This is a genomic window from Crossiella sp. SN42, assembly GCF_023897065.1.
In the GTDB taxonomy this organism is placed as follows: Bacteria; Actinomycetota; Actinomycetes; order Mycobacteriales; family Pseudonocardiaceae; genus Crossiella.
On record NZ_JAMHIV010000005.1, the window covers coordinates 1 to 26,764 of the forward strand.

Here is a 26,764-nt window from a genome sequence, read left to right on the forward strand (position 1 = left end):
GCTGCGGCGGCGACCCGGCCGCACCGCCAGCGACCGAACCGATCACGACTCTCGCAGACGGGACTGTGAGGACACGACCTAGGGCTTTCGCAGCTGTTCTCCTATGCCGCGGTGTCGCTGTTCTTCGTGCTCTCCGGATTTGTGCTGACCTGGTCGGTGCGGCCCAGGGACAGCACCACCCGGTTCTGGCGACGGCGTTATGTCCGTATCTTCCCGAACCATGTGCTGGTGTTAGGCCTGACCCTGCTGTTCATGGTGTTCTGGGGAGCCAGTTCCAGCCTGCCCAGCCTCACCGAGGAAATCGGTCTCGGCCCGGCACTGGCGCAGGTGTTCCTGGTGCACGTGTGGTATCCGAGCTCGGCGTACCTCGGCTTCGCCAGCGCGATCACCTGGTCGCTGGCCTGCGAGGTGTTCTTCTACTTCTGCTTCCCGTTGCTGCACCGGATCGTCTCCAGGATTCCGGCGCGGCGGCTGGGGCTGACCGCGGTCGCGGTGTTCGCCGCCGGACTGTCCTTTGTGGTCTTCGCGGACAACTTCCTCGGTGGCCAGCACATCACCGAGAGCGACGCCGCGCTGTCCCTGTCGCTGGAACAGCTGTGGCTGACCTACTTCTTCCCGCTGAGCAGGCTGCCGGAGTTCATCCTCGGCATGGTCATGGCGCGCCTGCTGTGTGAGGGCAGGCTGACCGGACTGCGGCTGCGGCACACCGCCTGGCTGCCACTGCTGCCGATCCTGGCCTGCCCGTTCCTGCCGCCCACCTACGCCTTCGGCGCCATCCACGGGCTGGGTTGCGCCCTGCTGGTGGCCGCGGCCGCGGCCACCGACCTGCGCGGGGACCGCAGTGTGCTGCGCGGCCGGGCCATGGTCTACCTGGGCGACCGGTCCTTCGCCTTCTACACCGTGCACCTGCTCACCATCGCGGTGCTGCTGGAGTTCGTGGTGGGCACACCGCCCACAGTGGACACCGGCGAGGGCCTGCTGATCTCGCTCGGGCTGTTCCTGCCCTGCGCCGCGCTGGCCGCCTGGCTGCTGCACCGCTACGTCGAGGTGCCGCTGGTCCGCCGGTTCTCCGCCCCGGTCCAGCAGGTGGGACGCGAGCGGGTGCCTTTCCCAGCTTTGTGACTTACCGCTGGTCAGCACCACACCCGGCGACGGCCCCGGACCTGGGCCGTCGCCGGCGCACCCGCCGATCGGCCTGAACTGCTTTGAACAGAGTGCGCCGAACTGAACGCCACTTGAAAAGCGGGCCATTCCTTGTGGCCACAACAAAACGCAGACTCTGCGGACACAGCGCCACACCAGCCCCTGCGGGATGACGAGGGCTCATCCCTTGGTGTGCGCGCTGGGCATCAAGGAGGATTCATGTCGGATCGAGTCTGGCGTTCCCTGCGCGCCGGGGTCACGGTCACCATCGCGGCCACCGCGGTGCTGGCCGGCCCCAGCGCCGTCGCCGCTCCGGAGCTGGACGGCGCGACCGCGGCCGCGGTGGACCACCTGGTCGCGGGCGGCCTGGACCGGGACACCGCGGTGCGCCGGATCACCACCCAGGACTCGTTGTCCCGCACCGCACAGCGGCTCACCGCCGAACTGGGCGCGCGGGCCGGCGGGGCCTTCCTGGAGGCGGGCAGCCTGGTGGTCGCGGTCACCGACGACGCGGCCGCCAAGGTGGCCGAAGCCGCGGGCGCCAAGGCCAAGCTGGTCGCCAACGGCGCGGACGCGCTGGCCTCGGCCAAGCAGGCCGTGCGCAAGCTGCTCGCCGGGGTCCGGGGCAGCACCAGCCACACCGACGTCGTCAACAACACCGTGGTCGCCACCATCCCGGCCGGCGCGGCGCATGATTCCATTGCCGCGCAAGCGGATGCGATCAACGGCGTGCAGGTCCGGCGCAGCGCGGGCAAGGCCAGCAAGCAGGCCAACCTCTACGGCGGCCAGCAGATCGAGTTCAGCGTGGGCGCGAACAACTACGTGTGCTCGGTCGGTTTCACCGCCACCGACCGCGACGGCAGGCCGGCGATGATCACCGCCGGGCACTGCGCGGACGGCATCAACGACGGGGAGTTCCGCCGCAACGGCACCTACCTCGGCACGGTGCGGGCGCACAGCTTCCCCACCAACGACTACGCCTACTCCTCGCTGTCGGCGGACTGGACCGCGCAGGCGTCGGTGACCAAGTACAACGGCACCGCGGTCCGGGTCACCGGGCACGGGGTGGCCGCGCCGGGCAGCACCATCTGCAAGTCCGGCCGCACCACCAACTGGACCTGCGGCGAGGTGGAGTCCCTGGACGTCACGATCAACTACGACGACGGCACCACGGTGGAGGAGATGACCCAGGCCAGCGTGTGCACCGAGGGCGGCGACAGCGGCGGCTCCTGGATGGCCGGCAACACCGCGCAGGGCGTCACCAGCGGCGGCATCGGCTACTTCATCCGGGACACCAACGGTGACGGCCGGATCGACAACAAGGACAAGGCGTTCTGCGGCGAGAAGGCGGGCGAGCCGAACGTGGCCTACTTCCAGCCGATCGGCGAGATCCTCAACGCCTACGGCCTCAAGCTGAAGACCAGCTGACCCAGCCCGGTGGGGACCCGCGCGGTCCCCACCGGTTTCAGCGTTCGGCTGCGCCGAGCAGCAAACGGATGATCACCACGGCCTTCTCCGTCTCCGGCTCGGCCCCGGTGATCATGTCGCTCCACACGAAGGACTCGCAGATCCGCACCACCACGTAGGACAGGTCGGCCAGGTCCACCTCCGGCCGCAGGTCCAGCCCGGACAGCAGCTCCGCGCACCAGTTGATCACCCGGCCCTGCACGATGCCGTGCTTGGAGGTCATCAGCCGCAGCGCGTACTCCGGATCGTCGGAGAGCAGGCGCCGCAAGGTCTTGAAGGTGCGGAACTGGGCGATGCAGGAACCGATCACCTCGGTGACGTAGTCCACGCCGCTGCCGCTGATGCCGGCCTTGGTGCGGTTGAGCTGGTCCTCGGTCAGCGACCAGATCACCTCACCGAGCAGCTGCTCCCGGTTGCCGCACCAGCGGTACAGCGTCGCCCGGCTGACCCCGAGTTCCTCGGCCAGCTGCACCATGTCCACCCGGCGGCCGTCCAGGAACCAGGACCTGGCCAGCCGGAAGGCGTCCACCGGGGTCGCCTTGGCCGCGAGGCCGCCACCGGCGAGCGCCCGGCTCAACGGTGTCTCCTGGGCGGCGCGGGATCTGTCCGGCATGCGGGCATCCTACGTCCGGTCTCACCGCGACACACTCCGCCGATCTGCCTCACCACGGGACACGCCGACCGCTCCCCGGGCGCGGTCGAACAGCTCAGCAGCAGGGTTGCACCTCGGCCCCGGTGAGCAACTGGTGCACGTTCACCTTGCGCATCGGGTCCAGCCGATCCAGCCGGTCGGCCAGCACCGGAGCGCCGACGCCCTCGCGCAGCAGCCTGCTCATCAGCTCCACCACCACCGGCACGGTCCTGGCCAGCAGCACCGGCATCAGGAACCGCTCCTCTCCCTCCCGCAGCAGCTCCCGGTCCAGCGCCCGCGCCAGGAACTGGGCCAGCGCGCGGCGGCGGGCGGTCTCGCCGACCCGGACCCTGGCCGCGGTGTCCGCGATCACCGACAGGTCCACCAGCCGGTCGCCTGCGTGCAGCTCGTCGAAGCCGAGGATGGCCAGCACCTGCGGTTCGCGGCCGCCGGAGAGCAGCACGTTGTCATCGTGCGGGGCGCCGTGCACCACCGAGTCCAGGGGCCTGCGCCCGGCGACGGTGGCCAGCACCGGCCCGGCGGCCAGCACCCCGCGCAGCACCGAGGTGGCGGTCCAGCCCCAGACGTCCGGCCTGCGCTCGGCCGCGGGCAGCAGGTGCCTGGCCCGGACCACCGCCGACCGCCAGTCCCTGACCGGGGACGCGGCCGGGATCTCGGCCAGGCCACGCAGCAGGTCCGGGGGCAGCTCGTCCAGGCCCTCCCGCAGGTCCAGCGCGGCGGTGATCATCACGTCCACCTGGGGCGGGGCGAACTGGTTGGGCACCGCGCCCTTGACCGCGGGGGTCAGCTCGGCGGCCAGCCCGTCCAGCCAGGCCACCGGCTCGCCCTCGGTGGTGGGCGCCGGCGGCAGCACGGGCAGGCCGCGGGACTGGCAGCTGGTCAGCACCCGGCGGCGCAGCGCGTACCGGGTCTCGGCCCAGGAGTCGTCGTGGTGGCCGCGCAGGGTGAGCACGTGCGCGGCCTCGTCGCCAGGCACCAGCCAGGTCTCGTACAGGGTGCTGGCCGCCCAGCGGGGCAGCCGCTGCGGCGGCAGGCCGTTCCAGTGCGCCGGCCAGTGCCTGCCGAGCAGCTGCCGGATCCGGGCCACCTCGGTCATCTGGCGCTCCGGCGCAGCCGCGCCGCCAGGTCCTGCCAGGACCTGGCCGCGCCGGTGGCCAGTTCGGCCAGCTCGGCGCGGTGGTACTCCGGCACACTGGCCACCACCAGGTCCAGCGCGCTGGCCGAGGGCGCCGCGTCCAGCCAGCGCAACAGCGCCCGGCCCGCCTCGGTGAACCGCAGCGCCGGATCGGCGCGCAGGGCACGCAGCACGGTCTCCCGGTCCACCGGCGCCGAGGGCCGCGCGCTCCGGGAGCGGACCCCGGCAGGCACCGGGTCCTGGCCTGCCCGCAGCCGCCTGCGCACGTCCTGCGCGGTGGACACCGCCACCCCGGCCGCCCTGGCCACCTCCCGCAGCGAGGCACTCGGCCGCTCGGCGAACAGCTGCCCGGCCTTGCGGCGGCCGTCCGCGCTGTTCACCGGCCTGGCCCTGCCGTCGCGGCCGATCCGCGTCGCCGGGTGGCCCGCCTGCTCGTCCCGCTGCCGGATACCGGCCACCGTGCCCGGGGAGAGCCCGGTGACCTTGGCGATCAGCCGGTCCGACCACTCGGGGTGGCTGCGCAGGATCCGGCCTGCCGCGGCGCTGCGGTCGGCGGCGGTCAGCGGCAGGCCGTGGCTGATGTTGGCCCGCACCGCGAGCACGAACGCGTCCCGCTCACTGCCGTCGAAGAAGCAGGCCGCCACCTCCACCCGGCCGCGCGCGACCGCGGCGAGCAGCCGGTGCATGCCGTCGATGACCCGCATCGACTCGGCGTGCACCAGGATCGGCGGCAGCTCGGCCACGCTGTCGGCCAGCAGCCGCACGTGCCCGGCGTCCTCACCGGCCCGGCGCGGCGACATCGACCCGGCCCGCAGCGCGGCCACCGGCACCCATCGCACCGGTAACTCGACCAAGTCCAGCTCCGGCCAGGACGCCGTGCGGGCCGTCTGGTCCCGCCACCCCAGGTTCATGAGACGTCTATAGCAATCGTCTCACTTTTGAGTCCACAATCAACAAACTCCTGAAACGAGACATGAAGTTGTCTCGTCTTGTTCTGCCGATTTAGAACCAGTGCAGGCAGTGCGGGGCGCGGTCGGCGCGGAAGAGCAGGTCGGCGAGCGCGGCGGCGTCCGGGTGGTGGGCCTGGATGTGCCCGGCGCGCACCAGCAGGCTCGGGGCGGTGCCGCCGAGGTAGATCGAGCCCAGGTCGCTGACGTCCAGGGACAGGTCGGGCGCCCGGTCGGTCGGCAGGCACTCAGCCTGGCCGTCCCGGACGGTGAGCAAATACCGGCCGCGCTCGCCGAGGGCCGGGTCGGCCACGTCGAGCACCAGCTCCCCGTCGGCGAACCAGCCGCGCGCGGTCAGCGCCCTCGGGATGTCCAGCAGCCGCACCCAGAGCCAGTCGGTGTCCTGGGTGACCTCGCCCGCGCGGAAGTCCGCGAGCTGCCAACGCAGCGGATGGCCGGGCGGGACGTGCTTGACCACGACCTGGGCGATGAGGTCGTGGCCGAGGGCGAACCGGGCCAGCGCGGTGAAGACCGCGTCGTCGGTGGTGATGATCTCGTCGACGGTCAGCGTCCCGGACTCGGCGAGGGAGTAGCTGGCATAGCCGTCCGGCGCACCCTCGGCGTCCCGGTGCAGCGCGATGAAGCGCGGCGTGGCGGAGATCGGCGGCTGTCCCGCGCCCGAGGCCCACCAGTGGTGCGGGCGGGACAGCGCGCCGGGTTGCCAGCGGCGGTACCGGTCGTAGAGCTCTTCCAGGACCTGGCCGCAGCCGGCCCGCGGCAGCAGCTCGATCGAGCCGGTCGTTGTGCCGCCCGCCCTGGGCGGAGCGAAGGCGGATCGGTGGCGCGGCACGGTGATCCGCTGGGTGTAGGTCGCCGGTCCGTAGCCGAACCTGCGGTAGATCACCGCTTCGGAGGACAGCAGCACGGCGAGGAAGTCGCCCCTGGCGCGCAGGTCGGTGAGCTGGCGCCGCATCAGCGCGCTGAGCACGCCCTGCCGCCGGTGCGAGGGCAGCACGCCGACCGCGGTCACCCCGGCGGCCGGGACCAGGACCTGGCCGGGCAGGGTGAGCTCGAAGGAGTACGCGGCGGTGGTGCCGACCGGCCGCCCGTCCTCGGTCACCGCGCGCAGGCAGCGGTCCAGCTCCAGCGCGGACCACATCGGACCGCCGGTCGGGGTGTCCGGGAAGCGGCCGAACGCGGCGTGGATCGTGCTGATGAAGCCCTCAAGATCCTCATCAGTGGTACCCCGGATCTCCATGTGCCTCCTCGGAAAGGTGTCCGGGCCAGTTGAGTCCCGGCCCGGGACCAGGTCAACCGAATTGCGGTCCGCTACAGTCCCCAAGTAAGGGTTACCTAACTTCACTGGGGGAACGGATGAGTCATCCGCAGGGCACACCGGGCACCGCGCGCACGCCCGACCGCCGGGAGCTGTTCTACCAGCGACTTCCCGGCCCCGAGGGCGCACCGACGGTCGTCTTCGAGTCCGGGCTGGCCGCCTCGCGGTCGTTCTGGGGCCTGGTGCAGCCCGCGGTGTCCGGCTTCGCCACCTCGGTCGCCTACGACCGCTCCGGCCTGGGCCGCAGCCCAGCCTCCCCCGGCCCGCGCGACCTGGACACTCTGGTCGCGGACCTGAACGCGCTGCTGGACCACCTGGGCGAGGGACCGTTCGTGCTGGTCGGCCACAGCTGGGGCGGGCCTATCGTCCGGCTGGCCGCCGCGGCCCGGCCTGACCGGATCGCCGGGGTGGTGCTGGTGGACGCCACCGACGAGCTGTGCGAGCTGATGTTCACCGAGCGGGTCCGCAAGCTGGAGCGGACCGCGCAGCGGATGACCGTGCTGCTGGCCCGGCTCCGCCTGCTCGGCCTGGCCTACCGGCGGGCGACCGCGGTGCTGCCGCCGGAGTGCAGGGCGGACATCCGGCGGGAGGGCTTCACCATGGCGGTGACCAGGGTCCGCGCCGCCGAACTGGCCGGGGTGCCCAGCGGGCTGCACGCGTTGCGGGACAACCCACCCGACCTCACCGGCATCCCGGTCACCACCATCTCCGGCGCGCTGGACTCCCCTGGCATGCCGCGCGGGACCAGGGCGGCGGTCACCGAGTCGCACCGGCGGCGGGCGCTGCTCACCGAGGGCGGCCGGCACGTGCTCGCGCCCCGCTCCGGCCACCTGGTGCCGCTCACCGACGCGGAGCTGATCGCCGAGGAGGTCCAGCGGATCCTCACCGCACGCCAGGGTCCGCGCCGAACGCGCTGAGGAAGCGGTCCCGGAAGGCGTCCATCGGCCACACCGGCGCGTCCGGCGCGGGCTTGAGGCCGGGCGTCCAGCCCCAGTCCGCGGTGCGCGCCAGCACGGCCTGGTCCTTGGCCACCACGGTGATCGGCACGTCCCTGGTGGCCTGCGCGCCGGTGAGCACCTGGGCGGGCTGGTGGTCGCCGAGGAAGACCAGCACCAGGTTGTCGTTGGCGTGGCTGTGCAGGTAGGAGATCAGCGAGTTGAGCGAGTACTCCACGGCCCGCCCGTAGTCGGCGCGCACCTGGGCCGGGGTGCGGTCCTCGGCCGGGGGCGCGGCGCGGTAGCCGGAGCCGTCACCGAGGGCGGACCAGTCGAGCAGGTCCGGGATCGGTGTCCAGGGCGCGTGGCTGGTGACCAGCGGAATGGTGGCCAGCACCGGCGAACCGTTGCGCTCCAGGCGGTGGAAGGCGGCCAGGGTGAACTGGTCCGGGGTGGTGGCGTAGCCGAAGCGTGGGCCGCGGTAGCCGAGGCCGTCGGCCGGGTGGATGCGGTCGTAGCCGAAGAACTCGCCCTCCGGCCAGGCCCTGGTGATGCCGGGCACCACGGCGACCGAGCGCCAGCCTGCCCGCTGGAAGGCCTTGTTGAGGGTGAGCCGGTCGCTGGCCACCAGGGTGCGGTAGCGCTGCTCGTTGTCCACCCACAGCCCGGAGAGCAGCGTCGCCTGGGCCAGCCAGCTGCCCCCACCGGCGGTCGGCGAGGTGAGAAACCCGCTGCGCGCGCCAAATCCCGCCTCCCCGAGCCGCTGGGTCCCGGCCGCCAGCACCGAGCTCACACCGGGGAAGTCGACGGCGTCCCGCCCGTAGCTCTCCACGAAGCTGAGCACAACGTCCTTGCCACGCAAGGCGGTCAGCAGCTCAGCGCCGGGAGTGTCCCGGAACGAGTCCACCGCGGCCGCCTTCGCGAAGGCTTGCTGATCGAGCAGTCCGGCCCGCACCCGCTGGGCGTGCTCGAAGGCCGCGGTGGCGCTCGCCGCGACCGGCAGCCCGGCGCTGATGGTGACCACCGAGAGCAGCGCCACCGCCCGGATCGCGCTCCGGCGGCGGCGCGCGGCGACGGTGGTCAGTCTGCGCACCGACCAGGCCACGGCCGCGATCAGCGCGAGCACGAGCAGCACGGCTGCGGCCAGGGCGGCGAAAGCGGCCGGACCACCCAGGGTGACGTCCAGGTAGTCCACGGCTGGCGCGAGCAGGGACCAGTCACGGACCAGGTCGAAGGGGCGCAGGAGGACGGAGTCGAAGGCCAGGTCGAGGAGTTTCAGCGCGGTGAACAGGCCGAGGGCCAGGCCGCCGAGCAGGGCGGCGACGCGGCGGGGTTTGGCGGGGAGGGCGAGCAGCAGGAGGAGGGCGAGCGGGGCTTCGACGGGGATGCGGGTGAAGGCGGCCGGGGTGAGGCGGTCGATGTCGTTGGGCAGCAACAGGGCGGCGAGGACGAGGAGCGCGGCCAGAGCGGTGGCGAGGCGGGCGGCGGCGCGGCGCAGCACGGTGCGGTACGAGGCGAGGGCGGCGGCCAGGCGAGCGGCGGTGGCGCAGTAGGCAGCGATGCGGCCCAGCGCGGTGCGGGGCGCGGCGGTCTCAGCGGGCGCGGGCGTGCGCGGTGCGGCGGGCTTGGCGGTGCGGGGCGCAGCGGTGCGGGTGTCCGCCGCGTCCCCGGTCGCATGACCGTCCACTGTCGACATTCGCTGTCCTCTCCGCCAAGCGTTGCGCTGTCCGGGTAGACGTGCGCCGGTCGCGGCCGGTTCACGGGTAGCGTGTCCAGACGTGACCCGTCCGCACGTGTTGCTCAGCGTCGCCGTCAGCGTGGACGGCTACATCGATGACGTGAGCCCGCAACGGTTTCCGCTGTCCAACGCCGAGGACTTCGACCGGGTGGACCAGTTGCGCGCCGAGTCCGACGCCATCCTCATCGGGGCCGCCACCATCCGCGCGGACAACCCCCGCCTGCTGGTCAACTGCCAGGACCGCCGGGCCTCCCGGATCGCGCGGGGGCTGCCCGAGTACCCGGCGAAGGTGGCCGTGACCGGTTCCGGCGAGCTGGATCCCGGGCTCAAGTTCTGGCACTGCGGTGGCCAGAAGCTGGTGTACACCAACGATTCCGGCGCGCCGGCCGCCACCGCGCGGGTGGGCGAGCTGGCCACGGTCGTCTCCCTCGGCGCCGAGGTCGAGCTCGGCGCGCTGCTGGACGATCTTGGCGCTCGGGGGGTCGGCAGGCTGATGGTGGAGGGGGGCGGCAGCATCCACACCGCCTTCCTCGCCGAGGGGCTGGCCGATGAGGTCCGGATCGCCATCGCGCCCATGCTCATCGGCCAGGCCAGCGCGCCGCGGTTCGTGAACCCGGCCGAGTTTCCCGGCGGACCAGCCCGGCGGTTCCACCTGGAGGAAGTCACCCGGCTTGGGGACGTGGCGGTGTTGCGGTACCTGCCGAAGCGGGACGGAGCAGCCTGAGCGCGCCGGTCACGTCCGGCCAGCGGAAGACCGCGACCACCGCGGCCAGCGCCAGCAGGGTCGCCGGCAGCTGCGCGCCCGCGGTGTCCCGCAACAGGAACAGCTCGGTGGCCACCGCGCCGGCCATCACCCCGGCCAGGCCCAGCGCGGCCAGTCCGCCCAGGCGCGGCACGAGCAGGCCGACCGCGCCCGCGACCTCCAGCACGCCGGTGAGGTAGCGCAGCCACTGGCCCAGGCCGATCTTGTCGAACTTGCCCACCAGGCCGTCACCCAGCAGCAGGTAGCCGCTGTAGACGAAGTAGGCGGCGAGCAGCACCCGCAGCACCCAGAGTGCGACCGTGCCCGCGATGCGCGCGGGGGACGCCGGTTCAGCCATGACGGGATCCTTCCACCAGAACGGGCGCCTGTCGCCGCAGCCAGGCGATGTCGCGACCAAAGGACCACAGCAGCGTGCCCAGCGCGGCCGCGGTGAGCGCCTCCGCGTACGGCACCACCGCCGAGGCGGCCACCACCAGCACGATGCCCTGCGCCGCGGCCACCGCCTTGCGCGCCAGGCTGTGCGGCAGTGCCCCGCGCAGCCAGGGCAGCACCCAGGAGGCGGCCACGAACAGGTACCTGGCCACGCCGATCAGCAGCACCCACGGCCCCAGGTGCAGCGAGACGTGCACGCTGAGCACCAGGATCAGGAAGGCGTCGACCTCCATGTCGAACCGGGCGCCGAAGGCCGAGGTGGTGCCGGTGCGCCTGGCCACCTGTCCGTCCACACAGTCCAGTGCCAGCGCGACCGCGGCCAGCACCACCAGCAGGGTGCCGGCCTCGGCCCGGTCGGCCACCAGCGCGGTGACCACACCGACCAGCCCGCCCCTGGCCAGGGTGACCCGGTCGGCCGGCCCCAGGGTGGTTCCGGCACGCCGCAGCGCGTGGCTGACCAGGAAGAAGGTGGCGGTGGCGTAGGCGAGTCCGGTGAGCCAGCCCAGGGTGCCCAGCCCGACCGTGCCGCCGATGAGGCCGAGCAGCGCGACTTGGGCGATGATCCACCCCGCTTGCTCGGGCACGGCGGGCGCCGTGGTGTGCTGAAGTGTGGTCATCGGTCCCTCACCGTCGTCCGCTTTCTCGGAGGTTCCATTGGTGAAACGTTCAGCAAGGGCACTTTGGGTCACCGGTCCGGGAAATTGTGAGATCCGACCGGTTTTTCCACCCGATCCGGGGCCGGGTGACGTCCTGGTCCAGACGCTGCACACCGCGGTCAGCCGGGGCACCGAGACCCTGGTGCTGCGCGGCGGCGTGCCACCGAACCAGCACGCGCTCATGCGCGCGCCGTTCCAGGAGGGCGAGTTCCCCTGGCCGGTCAAGTACGGCTACCTCAACGTCGGGGTGGTGAAACAAGGACCGCGGCACCTGATGGGGCGCACCGTGTTCTGCCTCTATCCACACCAGACCGAGTACGTGGTGGGCTCGCGCGCGGTCACCCCGGTGCCGGATGCCGTGCCACCGGCGCGCGCGGTGCTGGCCGGCACGGTGGAGACCGCGGTGAACGCGCTCTGGGACGCCCGGCCGATGGTCGGCGACCGGATCGCGGTGGTCGGCGGCGGCATGATCGGGTGCGGTGCGGCCGCGCTGCTGGCCCGCTTCCCCGGTGTGCGCGTCCAACTGGTGGACACCGATCCCAGCCGGGCCGCGGTGGCCGAGGCGCTGGGGGTCTCCTTCGCCTCGCCGGAGCAGGCGTTGCGGGACAACGACCGGGTGCTGCACGCCAGCGCCAGCGAGGCCGGCCTGGCCCTGTCCCTGGAGCTGCTCGCGCCGGAGGGCGAGGTGGTGGAGCTGAGCTGGTACGGCGACCGGCGGGTCAGCCTGCCGCTGGGCGAGGCCTTCCACTCGCGCAGGCTGCGCATCCGGGGCAGCCAGGTGGGCACGGTGGCCCGGCCGGACCGCGACCACGCCCAGCGGCTGGCGCTGTCCCTGGAGCTGCTGGCCGATCCGGTGTTCGACGCGCTGATCACCGGGTCGAGCCGGTTCGAGGAGCTGCCCGAGGTGCTGCCCAGGCTGGCCGACGGCTCGCTCCCGGCGCTGTGCCACCGCATTGACTACGGTGCCTGACATGCTCCCGACCGACACCACCGTGGACGTCCGCGAGCGCGGGGCCCGGGTGGCCCTGTTGCCCGTGGGCAGCCACGAGCAGCACGGCCCGCACCTGCCGCTGGCCACCGACACGCTCATCGCGTGCGCGATCGCCCGCGAGCTCGCCGCCGCGCACCCGGTCCAGCTGCTGCCGCCGATCACCATCTCCTGCTCACACGAGCACGCGGCCTGGCCGGGCACGGTGAGCATCAGCGCGCCCACGCTGTACGCGGTGGTGCGCGACATCGCGGAATCGCTGCGCAAGTCCGGGGTGCCGAACCTGGTGCTGGTCAACGCGCACGGCGGCAACTACGTGCTGTCCAACCTGGTCCAGGAGTCCGAGGACCTGGCCCTGTTCCCGGGTTCGGCGGACTGGCGGGTCGCGCGGGAGCGGGCCGGGATCGAGACCTCCGCCCGCGCGGACATGCACGCGGGCGAGCTGGAAACCTCAATCCTGTTGCACACCAACCCAGAACTGCTGCGCCCCGGCTTCGAGACCAGCGACCACGACGCCGAGGAACGCCCGCACCTGCTGACCCTGGGCCTGTCCGCCTACACCGAGTCCGGCGTCATCGGCCGCCCTTCGCTGGCCTCAGCCCGCAAGGGGGCGGAGCTGCTGGCCGGGCTGGTCGAGACGTTCCGGCACACCCTCGCGGCGCTGCCGGGGTAGCAGCGTCAGCACCCCGGGCAGCGCGGAGACCAGCGCCAGCGCCCCGTACACCACCCCGGTGGTCAGCCCCTGTGCCGCGCCGAGTCCAGCCGCGCCGAAGGCCACCGCGAGGAACGCCTCGCGCGGCCCGAACCCACCGAGGTTGACCGGCACCGCCATCACCAGCAGCGCCAACACGAACAACGGCAGCAGCTGGCTCAGCGGCGCGGTCACGCCCGCGACCCTGGCGGCCACCAGGAAGAGCAGGACGTGCCCGGCGACCCCGGCGGCGGACAGCAGCCCGACCCGGAGTAGCAGACCGCCCGCGAGCAGCGCCCTGGCGTCGGCGAGGGTCGCGGCGAACTCCCGGCGCACCGCGGGCTTGCGGCGCAGCAGCAGCACGACGGCGATCCCGGCGAGCAGCAACAGGCCCGCCAGGATCGGACCGAGCGGCAATCCCGCCTCACCTTGGCCCGCAACGGAATCGGCAACGCCGTGGCCCGCGGCAGAACCCGCCCCGCCCTGACCCGCAACGCTCGGTGCGAAGCTCAGCGCGGGCACGCCCCCGCTCACCAGCACCCCGACCCCGGTCGCGATCAGCACCACCTGCCCCGCGAACCGCTCGAACACCACCGCCCGCACCCCGCGCCCCAGGTCCCCGGACTCCTTGCCATGGCTCACCGCCCGGTGCACATCCCCGAGCACCCCGGCCGGCAGCACCGCGTTCAGCAGCAGCCCCCGGTAGTAGTCCGCGACCGCCCGCCCCAGCGTCAACGGCAACGCGAGCCCCCGAGCCACCAGCCGCCACCGCTCCGCACTCGCCACGGTGGTCAGCAGCCCGATGCCCAGTGCCGCGAGCACCGAGCCGAACCCGATCGAGCGCAGCCCGTCCAGCACCGCGCCCGCACCCAGCTGCCAGCCCAGCGCGGCCAGGATGCCCGCCGCCGCGACCAGACGCAGCCAGGGCCAGAGCGCGCGCATCAGCCCGCCCCCGGTAGCGCGAGCTGGTCCACGTGGTGCACCAGGGCCCGGAACTCGGTGGCCTGCCTGCGCCGCAGGTACTCCGGGGCCTGCTCGGCCAGCCGGGGTTCCTGTTCGACGGCCGCGCCGACCCAGCCGTGCAGCCATTCCGTGGTCAGCTCGGGCCGGTCCGGGCCGAGCCGCCAGGTGCTGGGCCGGGTGGTCACCCGGTAGCCGTGGCGCTGGAAGGCCTCGGTGGTCGCGGCGGGCGCGTCCGGGCCGAGCAGGCCGTGGCGGCGCTGGTGGTCGTTGAAGGCGGCCTCGAACTCGGGGTCCAGGGCCTCGGCCGGGTCCAGTTCGATCCGCCCGGCGACGGAGAGGGTGAACAAAGCTGGCACACCGGCTTCTACGATGACCGACACCAATCCGTTCAGCTGCTCGGTGGTGAACAGGTCCAGCAGCGCGGAACCGGTCACCAGCGAGGCCCCGGCCAGATCCTCCGCGCGCAGGTCGCCGAGATCGCCCTGACGGATCTCCACCGGCACGTCCAGGCTCGCCCCGGCCAGGGCGAGCAGCCGCGGGTCCTGGTCGTGCAGCACCCAGCGCTGCGGGCCGGGCAGCCGCCCGGACAGCCAGCGCGCCTGGGAACCGCTGCCGCAGCCCAGGTCGTGGATGACCAGCCCGGCCGCGGGGTCGAGCGCGGCGCGCAGCGGGTCGAGCAGCTCGGTGGCGCGCGACTCGGCGTCCACCGGTTCGCGCAAGGCCAGCCATTCCGGGGTGTAGGTCATGCGCGCACAGTAGCCAGCACGTGCGCCAGCTCCCTGGCCGAATCCACCCAGCCGGGCAGCTCCGCCCGCCGTCGACGGGCGGAAACCCGCAGTTCACGCCGCAAGTCGGCATCGGTCAGCCAGCGCCGCAGCGCCGCGGCCAGCGCGGCCGGATCACCCGGCGGCACCAGCAGGCCGCCGTCACCGAGGGCCTCCGGCACGCCGCTGCCCGAGGTGGCCAGCACCGGGACGCCCCTGGCCAGCGCCTCGGTCACCACCATGCCGTAGGTCTCCGCGCGGGAGGGCAGCACCAGCAGGTCGGCCGCTTGGTACTCCCGTTCCAGCGGCTCCCCGGTCAGCGGCCCGAGCAACTGGAACCGCTCGCCAAGCCCGTGCCGCTCGACGATCTCCCGCACCAGCCGCAGCTGCGCCTCATCCCGCATCGGCCCGGCGCACCGGCACCGCCAGGGCAGCTCCGCGACCGTCGCGAGCGCCTCGGCCAGCAGGTCGTGGCCCTTGCGCGGGGTCACCGAGGCCACGCACAGCAACCCGGACACCCCGTCCGTGCCGGAAGCCAGCGGTGCGGGGTCCACGCCCGGCAACACCGTGTGCACCAGCTCGGCGGCCAGCCCGTGCCGCTCGACCAGCCGCCGCGCGGCCCAGGAGCTGGTGGCGACCACCGCGCGGGCGGCGCGCAGGCCGGCCCGCTCGGCCTCGTCCAACCGGTCGGCCAGCGCCGGGTCCAGGCCGGTCTCATCCGCCAGCGGCAGGTGCACCAGCACCACCAGGTTGAGCCGGTCCGCCTCTGGTCGCAGCAGCTCAGGCACCCCGCAGGCGACCAGCCCGTCCAGCAGCACCACCGCCCCGGCCGGCCGGTCCGCCAGCGCCGCGGCCAGCGCGGCCCGGCTGGCCTGATCCGGCCGCGGCCAGGTCCCGGGAATCGGGAGCTCGCGCACGTCCACGCCCAGGGCGGTCAGCTCCTGGCTGACCCTGCGGTCGTAGACGTTGCCGCCGCTGGGCGCGGCCCGGTCGTCGATGTCGCCGGGCAGCACGAACCAGACGGTCACAGCGGGCGTTCGTAGCTCGCCCAGGCCACGTGCGACTCGTGCAGGGTGACCTCGATCTTGGCCAGCCCGCGCGCGCCCTCGCCGAGCGATCCGGCGTGCACCCTGGCGGCCAGCTGGTCGGCGATGTGCTTGGCCAGGAACTCGGTGGAGGTGTTGATCCCGGCGAAAACGGGCACTTCATCCAGGTTGCGGTAGTTGAGCTCGGCCAGCACCTCGCCCAGCTCGCTGGTCGCCAGCCCGATGTCCACCACGATGTTGTCCGAATCCAGCTCCGCCCGGCTGAACCGGGCGTCCACCACGAACGTAGCTCCGTGCAGGCGTTGTGCCGGACCGAAGACCTCGCCCCGGAAACTGTGGGCGACCATGACGTGATCACGGACGGTGATGCTGAACAGGGTGACCTCCAGGGCAGTGCGGAAAACGGGGCAACCTCCGGCCGAGCGTAGACAACGCCCGGCCGGACTGGGGTGAGGAGAGGCCGGATGTACACACAAGCCTTCAGCGACACCGAGATCGCCGAATCCGACCTGGTCACGCGGCGCGGCAGGTTCAGGGCCATCGCGTTCTGGGCGGACGGGCACGAGCACCTGGCGCTGGTCTACGGCCGCGCGCGGGACCGGGAGAACGTGCTGGTGCGCGTGCACTCGGAGTGCCTGACCGGGGACATCCTGGGCGCCATGCGCTGCGAGTGCGGCGAGCAGCTCAACGGCGCGCTGGACGCGATCGTGCGCGAGGGCAGCGGCGTGCTGGTCTACCTGCGCGGCCACGAGGGCCGGGGCATCGGCCTGGTGGCCAAGGTGCGCACGCACGTGCTGCAGGACGAGCAGGGCCTGGACACCCTGGACTCGGCCACCGAGCTCGGCCTGCCGGTGGACACCAGGGACTACGGCCCGGCCGCGAAGGTGTTGCGGCACCTGCGGATCCGCTCGGTGCGCCTGCTGTCGAACAACCCGGACAAGTTCCAGGCCCTGGAGGCGCACGGCATCCCGGTGGTGGCCAGGGTCCCGCTGGTGATGCCGGCCAACCGGCACAACATCGGCTACCTGACCGCCAAACGCGACCGGCTCGGCCACGACCTGCCCCAGGTCGAGGTCTTCGGCGAGCCGCAGAAGGAACACTGCTAGGTCGTGTCCGCGCGGTCCCGCCCGCGGTAGCCGCGCCGGTTCGGCCGCTGGCGGCACGGCCGGAACGCCCGAATACGTCCGGTATGAGGGCGTCCCGGCCGCGCCGCCAGCGCCCAAACCGATCACGACTTCCGCAGACGGGACCGCGCGGACACGACCTGGACCAGAAAAACGATTGGCGGGCTGCCCGCACCCCCAGGTAGTGGGCAGCCCGCTCCCTGCCACACTCTGCCGGACGCCGGCCGCCAAGACGTTGAATGAACGTTGAACTCGCTGCTCGGGGCTGGTAAGCCGGGGGTGACGACAGGGGGATGCGTGACGGTCGAGTTCCTGGTGCTGGGCGGGGTCGAGGCGCGGGCGGGTGGACGGCTGCTCGACCTGGGACCGGCCCGGCAGCGGCGGGTGCTGGCCGCGTTGCTGGTCAACGCCAACCAGGCGGTCACCGCCGACCAGCTGATCGAGCGGGTCTGGGGCGAGCGGCCGCCGCAGCGGGCCGGGGGCACCCTGCGCAGCTACCTCACCCGGCTGCGGCAGGTCCTGGACGAGACCGGCCAGGTGCGGATCCAGCGCCAGTCCGGCGGCTACGTGCTCACCGTGCCCGAGGAGTCGGTGGACCTGCACCGCTTCCGGCGGCTGGTCGCGGCGGCCAGGGCCAGTGACAACGACGCCGAGCGGCTGGCGCTGTTCGAGCAGGCCTTCGCGCTGTGCCGGGACGAGCCGTTCGCCGGGTTCGACACGCCGTGGTTCGACCAGGTGCGGGCCGGGTTCGAGCGGGTGCGGGTGGCCGCGGAGCTGGACCACGTGGAGGTGGCGCTGCGCTGCGGCAAGCACCTGGACCTGTTGCCCAGGCTGACCGCGTGGGCCGGGCAGCGGCCGCTGGACGAGCGGCTGGCCGGTCAGCTGATGGTGGCGCTCTACCAGAGTGGGCGGCAGGCCGAGGCGCTGCAGACCTTCCACCGGGTGCGCACCGCGCTGATCGAGGAGATGGGCATCGAGCCCGGCGCGGACCTGCGCGCGCTGCACCAGCGGATGCTGGCCGGGGACAGCGCGCTGGCCGCGCCCGCGCCCGAGGCGGCCGCGCCCGCGTGGCGGTTGCTGCCCAGGGACATCGACGACTTCACCGGCCGGGACGAGGAGCTGCGGCAGGTGCTGGACCGGCTGCCCGCGGTGCCGGGGGCCAGCAGCGCGGTGGTGATCACCGCGATCGACGGGATGGCCGGCATCGGCAAGACCACGCTGGCGGTGCGGGCCGCGCACCAGATCGCCGACCGCTACCCCGACGCGCAGCTGTTCCTGGACCTGCACGCGCACACCGAGGACCAGCAGCCCACCGAACCGGCCGCCGCGCTGCACACCCTGCTGCGCTCGATGGGCGTGCCCGGGGAGAAGATCCCGCACGAGCTCCAGGCGCGGGCCGGGCTGTGGCGGCGGCACCTGGCAGGCAAGCGGGCGCTGGTGGTGCTGGACAACGCGGCCAGCGCGGCCCAGGTCCGCCCGCTGTTGCCGGGCAACCCGGAATGCCTGGTGCTGATCACCAGCAGGCACCGGCTGACCGACCTGGAGGCCGCGCACATCCTGTCCCTGGACGTGCTGCCCGACGGCGACGCCACCGCCCTGTTCGCCCGGATCGCCGGGTCCGAGCGAGCCTGCGCCGAACCGGAGGCGGTGGCCGAGGTGGTCGCGCTGTGCGGCGCGCTGCCGCTGGCCATCCGGATCGCCGCGGCCCGGTTGCGCAGCAGGCCCAGCTGGACGGTGGAGCACCTGGCCGCGCGGCTGCGCGACGAGCGGCGGCGGCTGGGCGAGCTGACCGCGGGCGATGTCGGCGTGGCGGCCGCGTTCGCGCTGTCCTACCAGCAGCTCTCCCCCGCCCGGCAGCGGCTGTTCCGGTTGCTCGGCCTGCACCCCGGTGCGGAGCTGGACGCCTGGGCCGCCACCGCGCTGACCGACGGCGACCCCGAGGAGGTGGAGCAGGGCCTGGAGGACCTGGTCGACGTGCACCTGCTCCAGCAGCCCGCGCCCGGCCGCTACCGCTTCCACGACCTGTGCCGCGCGCACGCCCGCCAGCTGGTCAGCTGCGAAGAGCAGGAGATCGAGCGGCAGGCCGCGCTGGACCGGCTGTGCGAGTTCTACCGGCACAGCACCGCCGCGGCGATGAACACCCTGGTCCCGGTGGACAAGCACCTGCGCACCGACTCCCCCGCCCCGGACCGGCCGGGCCCCGAGCTGGGCACCCGCGCGCTGGCCGGGATGTGGCTGGAACGCGAGCGCGGCAACCTGGTCACCACCGCCATCCACTGCGCGCCGGAGCACGCCGCCTACCTCTCCGCCGCGCTCCAGCACTACCTCAACTTCCGCGGCTACTACGACGACGGCCACGCCTTGCACAGCAAGGTGATCGCGCACGCGCGCGCGGCTGGCGACGAGGCGCTGGAGGGCCAGGCGCAGTACCGGCTCGGCTACGTCTACTGGTGGCAGGGCCGGTACCCGCTGGCGCTGGAACACCTGACCAAGGCGCTGGTGCTGGCCGAGCAGGCCGGCCTGGTCGGCGTGCAGGGCTACGCGCAGGCCGGGCTGGGCTTCACCCACCGGCGGCTGGGCAGGCACGAGCAGGCGCTCCGGCACTTCCAGCAGGCGCTGGCCGCGGCCGAGCAGGCGGGCGATGTCAGCCTCCAGGGCCACGTGCTCACCGGGCTCGGCCACACCTACCCCGCGCTGGGCCGCGCCGAGGAGGCGCTGACCCACCTGCGGCGCGCGGTCGCGCTGGCCGAGGAGACCGGCGACCGGCAGGTGGAGATCGGCGCGCGGATCGGCCTGGGCGCGGGCTATCGGGGCCTGGGCCGTCGCGGTGACGCGTTGACGGAGCTGCGGCTGGCGCTGGCCGCCGCCGAGGACACCGGCGACCGGGGCCTGCGCGGCTACGCCCTGCGCAACCTGGGCGATGTCTGCTTCGACAGCGGCGAGCTGGCGGACGCGCGCGAGCACTACCAGCAGGCGCTGACCCTGGCCAGGGAGATCGCCAGCCCCGGCCACGAGTCCGAGGCGCTGCTCGGCCTGGGCCAGACCGCGTTGCGCAGCGGGCTGTTCGAGCTGGCCCTGGACTACGCGCGCCGGTCGGAGGCGCTGGCCGCCGAGGTGGGCGATGCCTACCAGCGGGCCTGCGCGCACCGCTGCCTGGCCCGGATCCAGCAGGGCCTGGACCGCCCGGCCGACGCGCACCGGCACTGGCGGCAGGCGCTGGCCCTGTTCGCCGAGCTGGGCATGCGCGAGGCCGAGGAGGCGCGCGGCGAACTGGCCAAGCTGGACGCCGAACGCGCCGAGTAGCCCGGCTTTTCAGGCCAACGACGGGAAATTTCAGTCCGCCGGTCGCAACCGGTGAACTCCCCCCATACTCCCTCGCGTGGCTGAGGACTACACCCTGCGCCGGGTTCCGCCCGCGGCGCGACACGGTTGGCGGACGGTCGCGGTGCAGTCCTTCGGCCAGGCGGGCAACATCGGCCTGCTGATGCTGGGCGCGCTGCTCGGCATCTCGCTGGGGTTCTGGCCGGCGGCCGGGGTTCTGGTGCTGGGCCTGGTGATCCAGACCGTGGCGCTGCTGGCCATGGGCACCATGGGTATGCGCGAGGGACTGGCCACCACCGTGCTCACCCGGTGGACCGGCCTGGGCCGCTACGGTTCGGCGATCCTCGGCCTGGTGCTGGCCTGCTGCGTCACCGGCTGGTTCGGCGTGCTCAACACCGTTGTGGCGCAAGGGCTGCACACCATCGTCGGCGGCCCGACCTGGGTGTGGGCGCTCATCGCCGGCGCCGGGATCACCGCGATCGTGATGTTCGGCTTCACCGTGATGGCCCGCACCGCCGCGGTCACCGCGCCCGCTTTCCTTGCCCTGTCGGCATATCTGGCCGTGACCCAGCTCTGGGACCGCCCACTGGCCGAACCGGCCGGGGGCATGTCGATTCCGGCCGGGGTGACCGCGGTGGTCGGGGTGTGGATCATCGGCATCGTGGTGGCGCCCGACATCACTCGCTTCACCCGCGACCGCGCGGACGTGGTGCGGCTGACCGTGTTCGGCACCGTGCTCGGCCAGTTGCTGATCGGCCTGTGCGGGATCGCGCTGGCGCTGGCCTTCCAGACCAAGGACGTGGTCGCCATCGTCACCGCGGGCTCCGGCCTGCTGGGCATCGCGGTGCTGATCACCGCCACCGCCAACATCCAGAACCTCAACCTCTACGTCGGCACCCTGAGTCTGGCCAACGCCCTGGACACCCTGATCGGCCGCCGTCCCGGCCCGCGCCTGCTCACCGTGCTGCTGGGCGCGCTCGGCGCGATCGCCTCCGCCACCGGCGTTCTGTCCACTATGGACAGTCTGCTGGCGGTGCTGGCCGGGGTGCTGCCACCGGTGGTGGGCATCGCCACCGCCGAGTACTACGTGGTGCGCCGCTGGCGGCCACTCCTCGACGAGTCCCGCCCCAGCGGCGAACTCCCGGCACCACCCCCGACCTGGGTGCCCAGCGCACTGGTGATCTGGGCGGTCACCGCGGCGATCGGGCTGCTCGCGCCGTGGGGTGTGCCCGCGCTCAACGCGCTGCTGCCCGCCTTCGCGCTCACCGTGCTGGCAGGCTGGGCAACCCGGCGAAGCCGTCTCAGCCCAGCGCCGCCACGATCTCCTCGGTGCTGAGCACCTCGCCGAGCCGCGGGAAGACCACGGTGAGCGCCGACTCGTGCGCGAGCGCCGACAAACCGGTCATCGCATCCGCCGCCGCCACCGTCTCGTACCCGTGGTCGGCCGCGGCACGCAGCGTGGACTCCACCCCCATCTCGGTGGCGATCCCGCCGAAGACCACCGTGCGCACGCCCAGACCGCGCAGGTGGGCGTCCAGCCCGGTGCCGTAGAAGGCGCCGATGGTGTGCTTGGTGACCAGCTCCTCGCCCTCGGCCGGGGCCAGCGCCGGGTCCAGCTCACTGCCCTCGGGCTGCTCGACGTTCGGGCGGTGGGCCTGCACCAGCACGATCGGCGCTCCGGCGGCGCGGAAGGCGTCCCGCAGCCGGATCGCGTTGGCCAGCACCGCGGAGCCGGGGTGCGGGGTGGTGGGCAGCGCGATGATCCGGCGCTGGAGGTCCACCAGCACCAGGGCCGTGGTGGCGGGGTCGATCTTCGTCATGCCCCGCAGCCTAGGTCGTCTCCGCGCGCAACACCCGCGCCAGCAGTGCATCCACGTCCAGGGCGATCGCCCGGTGCGCCTGGTGCGAGACCAGCGAGGCGATGCCGTGCACCCCGACCAGCCGGGCCAGCGCGTCCTCCTCGGTGTCCGTCGGGTGCGCCGCCCGCCAGGCCGCGCACCAGCGGCCGACCAGCGGGATCGTGGTCGAGCGCAGGTTCGCGCCGGAGGCCTCCAGCAGGTCGTGCCGCAGCAGCAGGTCGAAGGCGTGCGGGCGGGCGGCGGCGAAGTCGAGGTAGGCGCGGGCGAGCCGGTCCGGTTCCTCGCCGGTGCGGTCCAGCGCCGCGCCGAGCTCACCGGCGACGCGGATGGCCAGGTGGCCGAGCAGGCTGGTGCGCGAGGGGAAGTGGCGGCGGGGCGCGCCGTGCGAGACGCCGCAGCGCCGGGCGGTCTCCCGGATGGTCACCGCCTCCACGCCGCTGTGGTCGAGCAGTTCGGCGGCCGCGCCAAGCAGCTGTTCCCGGAGATCGTCCGCCACCATCGGCCACTCCTTTCGTAGACACCGTCTACTCTAGCTGGTAGACACTGTCTACGTGATCGCTCTGGGGTTGTTGACGGTGGCCGCGTTGTGCCACGCCGGGTGGAACCTGCTGGTGAAGTCCGCGCCACAGCAGGGACCGGAGTTCGTCTGGCTGTACTCGGTGATCGCCGCGCCGGCCTCGCTCGGGCTGCTGGGCTGGGCGCTGACCAACGGGACGGTGCTGCCGTCGGTGTGGCCCGCGCTGGTCAGCATGGTGCTGCACACCGCCTATGCCGTTGTGCTGCAACAGGCTTACCGCGCAGGCGAGTTCTCCGTGGTCTACCCGGTCAGCCGGGGCACGCCGCCGGTGCTGGTCACCGTGGCCACCATCCCGTGGACGGGCTGGCCGCGGCTCCAGGCGTGGTGCGGGATCGGGCTGGTGCTCGGCGGGGTGCTGGCGCTGGACCGGGTGTGGCAGCGGCAGGGGATGGCGCGCGGGACGCTGCTGGGGCTGGGCGTGGCGGTGTGCAGCTGCGCCTACACGCTGTGGGACGCCTACGCGGTGAACCAGCTCGGCGTCCAACTGCTGGCCTACCTCGCGGTGGCCAACCTCGGGCAGGTGGTGCTGCTGTCCGCGGTCCTCCGGCTGCGCCGCCGCCCGGTCCGCCCGGTGCTGGCGCACTGGCGGCGCGCGCTGCCGATCGCGGTGCTGGCCCCGGCCAGCTACGGCCTGGTGCTGGTGGCGATGTCCCTGGCACCGGTGAGCGCGGTGGCCACCGGCCGCACCCTGAACGTGGTGCTGGGCGTGCTGCTCGGCGCGCTGGTGCTGCGCGAACGCCTGACCGCGTGGCGGATCGCGGGTCTGGTCGCGGTCGCGGGCGGGGTGCTGCTGGTCTCGCTTTAGCGCGATCCGCCGGTCTACTGTGCAGCCATGCGCCTCCGTCGCCTCGCGCTGCTCGCCTCGGTCCTGCTCGGCGCCCTCACCGTGGGCGGCCCGGCCGCCGTGGCCGCCACCCCGGTCACCGCGACGGTCGAGGCCCAGCAGGTTCGCGGGCTCGGTCCGCTGGCCGAGCTGGTGATCCAGCGGCTGCTGGTCGGCGACCTGGTGGCCGCCGCGAAGTTCGGCACCGGCAGGCCGATCGACGATCCGGTGCGCGAGCAGCAGGTGCTCGACGCGGTGCGCGCCAAGGCGGGCCCGCTCGGCCTGGACCCGGAGGGCACGGTCCGCTTCTTCCAGGACCAGATCACCGCGAACAAGGCGGTGCAGCGCGGCCTGTTCGCCTTCTGGACCCGGCACCCGGACCGCGCGCCTGCCACCCGTCCCGATCTCGCGGTGATCCGGCAGCGCCTGGACGAGCTGACCACCAGCCTGCTCGCCGAGCTGGTGTCCACAAAGGACACTCGACGGCCTGACCTGCGCTGCCGGGTGCTGCTGCTGGAGGCCGAGGTCACCGGCTCGCTCCAGCACCGGCTGGACCGGCTGCACCGGCGCGCGCTGGACACCGGGACCCAGTCGATCTGCTGAGGGCTTGCGCCTCCGGCAAGGGGAGGTCCGAGGGTGGGGGCATGGACTACTCGATCGGCGAACTGGCCGGGCGCACCGGCCTGACCGTCAAGGCGATCCGCTTCTACGCCGACCAGGGCCTGGTCCCCTCGGCGCGCGACCAGGCAGGACACCGCCGCTTCACCCCGGCCGCGCTGGCCCGCCTGGACCTGATCCGCACCCTGCGCGCCCTGGACCTACCGCTGCCGGTGATCCGCCGGGTGCTGGACCGCGAGCTGACCCTGCCCGAGGTGGCCGCCGCGCACGCCGAGGCCCTGGCCACCCAGATCCGCGCGCTCACCCTGCGTCAGGCCGTGCTCAGGGTCGCCACCACGGTGCCCGAGCTGGACCTGCTGCACCGGCTGGCCACCAGCACCGAGGCCGAGCGGCTGCGCCTGGTCGAGGACTTCCTGGACGCGGTGTTCACCCGGCGCGGCGGGATCAGCCAGTCGCTCACCCCGGAACTGCCGCCGCAGCCGACCACGGCGCAGCTGGAGGCCTGGCTGGAGCTGGCCGCGCTGACCCAGGACCCGGACTTCCGCGCGCTCCTGCGCAACCTGGCCGACCAGCAAGCCGCAGGACTCCCCAGCCGGACCTCGCCGCCACGGTCCGCGACCGGGTCTCCCCCGCACTGGCCGAAGGCCTGGACCCGGCCTCGCCCGCGGCCCGCCCAGTGGCCGAAGCCATCCTCGCGCAGCACTCCGACATCCCGGACCTGCTCGCCCGCCTCAGTGCCGCCGCCGACCCGCGCCGCGACCGCTACCTGCGCCTGCTGGCCACCGTCAACGGCTGGTCCGCGCCCGAACCCCTCGCGCCCGCGCTGGACTGGGCGATCCGGGCGCTGCGGTCTGCTCCGGACTACGCTCGCAATTAGTCGTCCTGGAGAGGAGCCGACCATGGCGGAGTTCGGCCAGGACCCCGAGGACGCGAGCACCCGGCCCGCCAGCGAGGTGCAGGGCTACCTTCAGTAGGCCGCCGTGTCGATGATGATCTCCGAGTGCAGCGTGCGGTGCACCGGGCAGCGGTCGGCGATCTCCAGCAGGCGCTGACGCTGCTCCGCGTCCAGCTGACCGGTGATCCGGATGGCCCGCTCGATCCGGTCCAGCCTGCCGTCCTTGGTCTCGCAGTCCGCGCAGTCGCTGGCGTGCACCCTGGAATGCCGCAGCGCCACGCTGACCCGCTCCAGCGGCCAGCCCTTGCGCTCGGCGTACATCCGCAGCGTCATCGAGGTGCACGCGCCCAGCCCGGCCAGCAGCAGGTCGTACGGCGAGAGCCCGCTGTCCTCGCCCAGCGGGCGCGGCTCGTCGGCGGTGATCACGTGCCTGCCCACGGTGATGGTCTGGCCGTAGGTCCCGGTGCCGTTCTCGGTGACCACCACGTGGCCCTCGGGTTCGGCGGCGGGCTCGGGCAGGTGCCGCGCGGCCCAGGCGGCGATCATCGCGCCCGCGTAGGCGGCATCGCGCGGGCGGACGAGGTCGTGGTCGGCCCTGTCCAGCGCGAGGAAGGACTTGGGGTGCCGGGCGTCCAGGAAGATCCGCCGGGCGTGCTCGATCCCCACCGTGGCGTCGGTCGGCGAGTGCAGCACCAGCAGCGCCGCGCCGAGCCTGGCCACCGCCTCCGCCGGGGCGGGTGCGGCCAGCGTGGCCACCGCGGTGACGGCCGGAATCCGCGCGGCGGCCTGGAGCGCGGCGGTGCCGCCGACACCGTGGCCGAGCAGCAGCAGCGGCCCGTCCAAGTGTTCGGCGAGCCTGGTCAGCTCCTCGGCGGTGCTGTCGGTGTTGTCCGCCTCGACCTGGTGCGTGGCGAGGCCGGCACCGGCCAGCGCCTGGCTGATCGCGGCGGCGGCCGGTGCGGGCAGACGGTGGGCGAAGAGGGCGTGGGCGTGCGGGGTCACCCGCCGACAGTAGGGGACGGTTTCCCTGCCACCACAACGGCATAGCCGATCTCGGGGGTGACCGCGAGCTTGGCCCAGCCGTTGTCCACCCCGGCGTCGGCCTCCTCCGGCAGCTCCCCGTTGGCGGCCACATAGGCGTCGTGCTCGGCCTGCAGGCCGCGGAAGGTGCCGCGCAGCGAGTCCTCGGTGATGTCCAGCGACTCCACCAGCTCCAGCCCGCTCTCGGCCAGCAGCGCCGGATAGCTGACCAGCGGGTGGATGGCCGCGATGCTGTTGAGCGCCCAGGTCTCGCGCAGCTCCTGGTTCTGCTCCTCGGTCAGCGGCACCAGCTGCACCAGGTCGGCGATCACCAGCCGGCCGCCGGGCCGCAGCACCTCGGCCAGCTGCCGGAGCACCTTGGCCTGGTCGGGCATGTGGAACAGCGACTCGAACAGCCACACCCCGTCGAAGGACTCCGCCGGGTACGGCAGGTCGGTCGCGTCGGCGAACTCGAACCGCACCCGCTCGGTGAGCCCGGCCTCGGCGGCGTTGCGCTCGGCCAGGTCGAGCTGGCGGCGGCTGACGTTCACGCCGACCACCTCCGCGCCGGTGGACCTGGCCAGCTCCAGCGCGGGACGGCCGGTGCCGCAGCCCACGTCGAGCACCCGCTGGCCGGGCCGCACCGCGAGCTTGTCGATCATCAGCGCGGTCATCCGCTGCGCGGCCTCCTGCACCGGGGTGCCGTAGGGCAGACCGGCCCAGTAGCCGACGTGGAAACTGCCGCCGAGATCGCCGTCGATGAACTCGGTGATCTGGTCGTAGTACGCGCCAACCGCCTCGGCGGTGACGTCGCGGTGGCCGCGGATCGTCATCAACACCTCCCCAGAGGTTCCCTGCCTACCGGACTCTC

General features: G+C 73.3%; 27 protein-coding genes. 12 read left to right on the forward strand and 15 right to left on the reverse strand.

Annotated features, from left to right (window positions below; translation table 11 throughout):
• Positions 1-93: 93 nt before the first annotated feature.
• Both M8C13_RS07655 and M8C13_RS07660 read left to right on the forward strand, forming a co-directional pair.
• Positions 94-1,122, forward strand: coding sequence for an acyltransferase (locus M8C13_RS07655; RefSeq protein ID WP_256508744.1), 1,029 nt, complete (start codon positions 94-96; stop codon positions 1,120-1,122).
• 240 nt (positions 1,123-1,362) lie between these two features.
• On the forward strand, positions 1,363-2,571 hold the full coding sequence (locus M8C13_RS07660; protein ID WP_252479786.1) for a S1 family peptidase: 1,209 nt from the start codon (positions 1,363-1,365) through the stop codon (positions 2,569-2,571).
• 37 nt (positions 2,572-2,608) lie between these two features.
• Here M8C13_RS07660 and M8C13_RS07665 read toward each other — a convergent pair whose 3' ends face one another.
• From M8C13_RS07665 to M8C13_RS07680, 4 genes are all read right to left on the reverse strand, one after another.
• Positions 2,609-3,223, reverse strand: coding sequence for a QsdR family transcriptional regulator (locus M8C13_RS07665; protein WP_252479787.1), 615 nt, complete (start codon positions 3,221-3,223; stop codon positions 2,609-2,611).
• A 94-nt stretch (positions 3,224-3,317) separates the two neighbouring features.
• Complete coding sequence (locus M8C13_RS07670) at positions 3,318-4,358, reverse strand: hypothetical protein (protein WP_252479788.1); 1,041 nt, start codon at positions 4,356-4,358, stop codon at positions 3,318-3,320.
• Positions 4,355-5,308, reverse strand: coding sequence for a ParB/RepB/Spo0J family partition protein (locus M8C13_RS07675; RefSeq protein WP_252479789.1), 954 nt, complete (start codon positions 5,306-5,308; stop codon positions 4,355-4,357). Before M8C13_RS07675 ends, M8C13_RS07670 begins: the two co-directional genes overlap by 4 nt.
• Positions 5,309-5,399: 91 nt before the next feature.
• Entirely contained in the window at positions 5,400-6,602 is a 1,203-nt protein-coding gene (locus tag M8C13_RS07680) for a GNAT family N-acetyltransferase (protein ID WP_252479790.1), read from the reverse strand.
• Between the two features lie 116 nt (positions 6,603-6,718).
• Here M8C13_RS07680 and M8C13_RS07685 point away from each other — a divergent pair, with 116 nt between their 5' ends.
• Complete coding sequence (locus M8C13_RS07685) at positions 6,719-7,597, forward strand: alpha/beta fold hydrolase (RefSeq protein WP_252479791.1); 879 nt, start codon at positions 6,719-6,721, stop codon at positions 7,595-7,597.
• Here the strand turns inward: M8C13_RS07685 and M8C13_RS07690 are convergent.
• Positions 7,563-9,311, reverse strand: coding sequence for a sulfatase-like hydrolase/transferase (locus tag M8C13_RS07690; RefSeq protein WP_252479792.1), 1,749 nt, complete (start codon positions 9,309-9,311; stop codon positions 7,563-7,565). The genes M8C13_RS07685 and M8C13_RS07690 overlap by 35 nt on opposite strands.
• An 82-nt stretch (positions 9,312-9,393) precedes the next feature.
• Here M8C13_RS07690 and M8C13_RS07695 point away from each other — a divergent pair, with 82 nt between their 5' ends.
• Entirely contained in the window at positions 9,394-10,077 is a 684-nt protein-coding gene (locus M8C13_RS07695) for a dihydrofolate reductase family protein (RefSeq protein WP_252479793.1), read from the forward strand.
• On the opposite strand, the gene M8C13_RS07700 is transcribed toward M8C13_RS07695, so the two are convergent.
• The gene (locus tag M8C13_RS07700; protein WP_252479794.1) at positions 10,016-10,453 is read right to left on the reverse strand and encodes a DoxX family protein; all 438 of its coding nucleotides are present in this window, start codon (positions 10,451-10,453) and stop codon (positions 10,016-10,018) included. The genes M8C13_RS07695 and M8C13_RS07700 overlap by 62 nt on opposite strands.
• Positions 10,446-11,165 (reverse strand): CDP-alcohol phosphatidyltransferase family protein, encoded by a 720-nt coding sequence (locus M8C13_RS07705; RefSeq protein WP_252479795.1) that lies wholly within the window; start codon positions 11,163-11,165, stop codon positions 10,446-10,448. The genes M8C13_RS07700 and M8C13_RS07705 overlap by 8 nt, the downstream gene beginning before the upstream one ends.
• A gap of 40 nt (positions 11,166-11,205) precedes the next feature.
• Here M8C13_RS07705 and M8C13_RS07710 point away from each other — a divergent pair, with 40 nt between their 5' ends.
• Positions 11,206-12,174, forward strand: coding sequence for a zinc-binding alcohol dehydrogenase (locus M8C13_RS07710; RefSeq protein WP_252479796.1), 969 nt, complete (start codon positions 11,206-11,208; stop codon positions 12,172-12,174).
• Between the two features lies 1 nt (position 12,175).
• Positions 12,176-12,865 (forward strand): creatininase family protein, encoded by a 690-nt coding sequence (locus M8C13_RS07715; RefSeq protein WP_252479797.1) that lies wholly within the window; start codon positions 12,176-12,178, stop codon positions 12,863-12,865.
• Here the strand turns inward: M8C13_RS07715 and M8C13_RS07720 are convergent.
• Genes M8C13_RS07720 through M8C13_RS07735 form a run of 4 tightly spaced genes read right to left on the reverse strand, consistent with a single transcriptional unit; the run spans position 12,788 to position 16,033 of the window.
• On the reverse strand, positions 12,788-13,825 hold the full coding sequence (locus tag M8C13_RS07720; RefSeq protein WP_252479798.1) for a lysylphosphatidylglycerol synthase transmembrane domain-containing protein: 1,038 nt from the start codon (positions 13,823-13,825) through the stop codon (positions 12,788-12,790). The two genes, M8C13_RS07715 and M8C13_RS07720, sit on opposite strands and share 78 nt — an antisense overlap.
• Positions 13,825-14,592 (reverse strand): class I SAM-dependent methyltransferase, encoded by a 768-nt coding sequence (locus M8C13_RS07725; RefSeq protein ID WP_252479799.1) that lies wholly within the window; start codon positions 14,590-14,592, stop codon positions 13,825-13,827. Before M8C13_RS07725 ends, M8C13_RS07720 begins: the two co-directional genes overlap by 1 nt.
• The gene (locus M8C13_RS07730; RefSeq protein ID WP_374213039.1) at positions 14,589-15,638 is read right to left on the reverse strand and encodes a glycosyltransferase family 4 protein; all 1,050 of its coding nucleotides are present in this window, start codon (positions 15,636-15,638) and stop codon (positions 14,589-14,591) included. Before M8C13_RS07730 ends, M8C13_RS07725 begins: the two co-directional genes overlap by 4 nt.
• Entirely contained in the window at positions 15,635-16,033 is a 399-nt protein-coding gene (locus tag M8C13_RS07735; protein WP_252479950.1) for a 6-carboxytetrahydropterin synthase, read from the reverse strand. Before M8C13_RS07735 ends, M8C13_RS07730 begins: the two co-directional genes overlap by 4 nt.
• A gap of 87 nt (positions 16,034-16,120) precedes the next feature.
• Here M8C13_RS07735 and M8C13_RS07740 point away from each other — a divergent pair, with 87 nt between their 5' ends.
• The 3 genes from M8C13_RS07740 to M8C13_RS07750 all read left to right on the forward strand — a co-directional run bounded on the left by M8C13_RS07740 (position 16,121) and on the right by M8C13_RS07750 (position 21,437).
• The gene (locus tag M8C13_RS07740; RefSeq protein ID WP_252479800.1) at positions 16,121-16,762 is read left to right on the forward strand and encodes a GTP cyclohydrolase II; all 642 of its coding nucleotides are present in this window, start codon (positions 16,121-16,123) and stop codon (positions 16,760-16,762) included.
• A gap of 315 nt (positions 16,763-17,077) precedes the next feature.
• Positions 17,078-20,083 carry a BTAD domain-containing putative transcriptional regulator gene (locus M8C13_RS07745; RefSeq protein ID WP_252479801.1) on the forward strand — a complete coding sequence of 1,002 codons (3,006 nt, stop codon included), beginning with the start codon at positions 17,078-17,080 and terminating at the stop codon, positions 20,081-20,083.
• A 76-nt stretch (positions 20,084-20,159) separates the two neighbouring features.
• A complete protein-coding gene (locus M8C13_RS07750; protein ID WP_252479802.1) occupies positions 20,160-21,437 on the forward strand; it encodes a cytosine permease in 1,278 nt (425 codons plus the stop codon).
• Here M8C13_RS07750 and M8C13_RS07755 read toward each other — a convergent pair.
• Positions 21,403-21,921 carry an isochorismatase family protein gene (locus tag M8C13_RS07755; RefSeq protein ID WP_252479803.1) on the reverse strand — a complete coding sequence of 173 codons (519 nt, stop codon included), beginning with the start codon at positions 21,919-21,921 and terminating at the stop codon, positions 21,403-21,405. The two genes, M8C13_RS07750 and M8C13_RS07755, sit on opposite strands and share 35 nt — an antisense overlap.
• Before the next feature lie 10 nt (positions 21,922-21,931).
• Entirely contained in the window at positions 21,932-22,459 is a 528-nt protein-coding gene (locus M8C13_RS07760) for a TetR/AcrR family transcriptional regulator (RefSeq protein ID WP_252479804.1), read from the reverse strand.
• 52 nt (positions 22,460-22,511) lie between these two features.
• Between M8C13_RS07760 and M8C13_RS07765 the strand changes: the two genes are divergently transcribed.
• The 3 genes from M8C13_RS07765 to M8C13_RS07775 are packed head-to-tail and all read left to right on the forward strand — an operon-like array spanning position 22,512 to position 24,952.
• A complete protein-coding gene (locus M8C13_RS07765; protein WP_252479805.1) occupies positions 22,512-23,342 on the forward strand; it encodes an EamA family transporter in 831 nt (276 codons plus the stop codon).
• Positions 23,343-23,369: 27 nt separating this feature from the next.
• Complete coding sequence (locus M8C13_RS07770) at positions 23,370-23,963, forward strand: chorismate mutase (protein WP_252479806.1); 594 nt, start codon at positions 23,370-23,372, stop codon at positions 23,961-23,963.
• Positions 23,964-24,004: 41 nt separating this feature from the next.
• Complete coding sequence (locus M8C13_RS07775) at positions 24,005-24,952, forward strand: MerR family transcriptional regulator (protein ID WP_252479807.1); 948 nt, start codon at positions 24,005-24,007, stop codon at positions 24,950-24,952.
• Here the strand turns inward: M8C13_RS07775 and M8C13_RS07780 are convergent.
• Both M8C13_RS07780 and M8C13_RS07785 read right to left on the reverse strand, forming a co-directional pair.
• Complete coding sequence (locus tag M8C13_RS07780; RefSeq protein ID WP_252479808.1) at positions 24,946-25,875, reverse strand: OsmC family protein; 930 nt, start codon at positions 25,873-25,875, stop codon at positions 24,946-24,948. The genes M8C13_RS07775 and M8C13_RS07780 overlap by 7 nt on opposite strands.
• Positions 25,872-26,726, reverse strand: a complete 855-nt coding sequence (locus M8C13_RS07785; RefSeq protein WP_252479809.1) for a cyclopropane-fatty-acyl-phospholipid synthase family protein — start codon at positions 26,724-26,726, stop codon at positions 25,872-25,874. The genes M8C13_RS07780 and M8C13_RS07785 overlap by 4 nt, the downstream gene beginning before the upstream one ends.
• Positions 26,727-26,764: the final 38 nt, after the last annotated feature.

Bases quoted from the DNA above. Each gene is read 5' to 3' on its own strand.
- M8C13_RS07755 (WP_252479803.1), bottom strand. From the start codon at position 21,921: ATGACGAAGATCGACCCCGCCACCACGGCCCTGGTGCTGGTGGACCTC.
- M8C13_RS07770 (WP_252479806.1), top strand. From the start codon at position 23,370: ATGCGCCTCCGTCGCCTCGCGCTGCTCGCCTCGGTCCTGCTCGGCGCC.
- M8C13_RS07660 (WP_252479786.1), top strand. From the start codon at position 1,363: ATGTCGGATCGAGTCTGGCGTTCCCTGCGCGCCGGGGTCACGGTCACC.
- M8C13_RS07670 (WP_252479788.1), bottom strand. From the start codon at position 4,358: ATGACCGAGGTGGCCCGGATCCGGCAGCTGCTCGGCAGGCACTGGCCG.
- M8C13_RS07720 (WP_252479798.1), bottom strand. From the start codon at position 13,825: ATGCGCGCGCTCTGGCCCTGGCTGCGTCTGGTCGCGGCGGCGGGCATC.
- M8C13_RS07715 (WP_252479797.1), top strand. From the start codon at position 12,176: ATGCTCCCGACCGACACCACCGTGGACGTCCGCGAGCGCGGGGCCCGG.
- M8C13_RS07740 (WP_252479800.1), top strand. From the start codon at position 16,121: ATGTACACACAAGCCTTCAGCGACACCGAGATCGCCGAATCCGACCTG.
- M8C13_RS07685 (WP_252479791.1), top strand. From the start codon at position 6,719: ATGAGTCATCCGCAGGGCACACCGGGCACCGCGCGCACGCCCGACCGC.
- M8C13_RS07680 (WP_252479790.1), bottom strand. From the start codon at position 6,602: ATGGAGATCCGGGGTACCACTGATGAGGATCTTGAGGGCTTCATCAGC.
- M8C13_RS07675 (WP_252479789.1), bottom strand. From the start codon at position 5,308: ATGAACCTGGGGTGGCGGGACCAGACGGCCCGCACGGCGTCCTGGCCG.
- M8C13_RS07700 (WP_252479794.1), bottom strand. From the start codon at position 10,453: ATGGCTGAACCGGCGTCCCCCGCGCGCATCGCGGGCACGGTCGCACTC.
- M8C13_RS07705 (WP_252479795.1), bottom strand. From the start codon at position 11,165: ATGACCACACTTCAGCACACCACGGCGCCCGCCGTGCCCGAGCAAGCG.
- M8C13_RS07775 (WP_252479807.1), top strand. From the start codon at position 24,005: ATGGACTACTCGATCGGCGAACTGGCCGGGCGCACCGGCCTGACCGTC.
- M8C13_RS07665 (WP_252479787.1), bottom strand. From the start codon at position 3,223: ATGCCGGACAGATCCCGCGCCGCCCAGGAGACACCGTTGAGCCGGGCG.
- M8C13_RS07785 (WP_252479809.1), bottom strand. From the start codon at position 26,726: ATGACGATCCGCGGCCACCGCGACGTCACCGCCGAGGCGGTTGGCGCG.
- M8C13_RS07760 (WP_252479804.1), bottom strand. From the start codon at position 22,459: ATGGTGGCGGACGATCTCCGGGAACAGCTGCTTGGCGCGGCCGCCGAA.
- M8C13_RS07690 (WP_252479792.1), bottom strand. From the start codon at position 9,311: ATGTCGACAGTGGACGGTCATGCGACCGGGGACGCGGCGGACACCCGC.
- M8C13_RS07725 (WP_252479799.1), bottom strand. From the start codon at position 14,592: ATGACCTACACCCCGGAATGGCTGGCCTTGCGCGAACCGGTGGACGCC.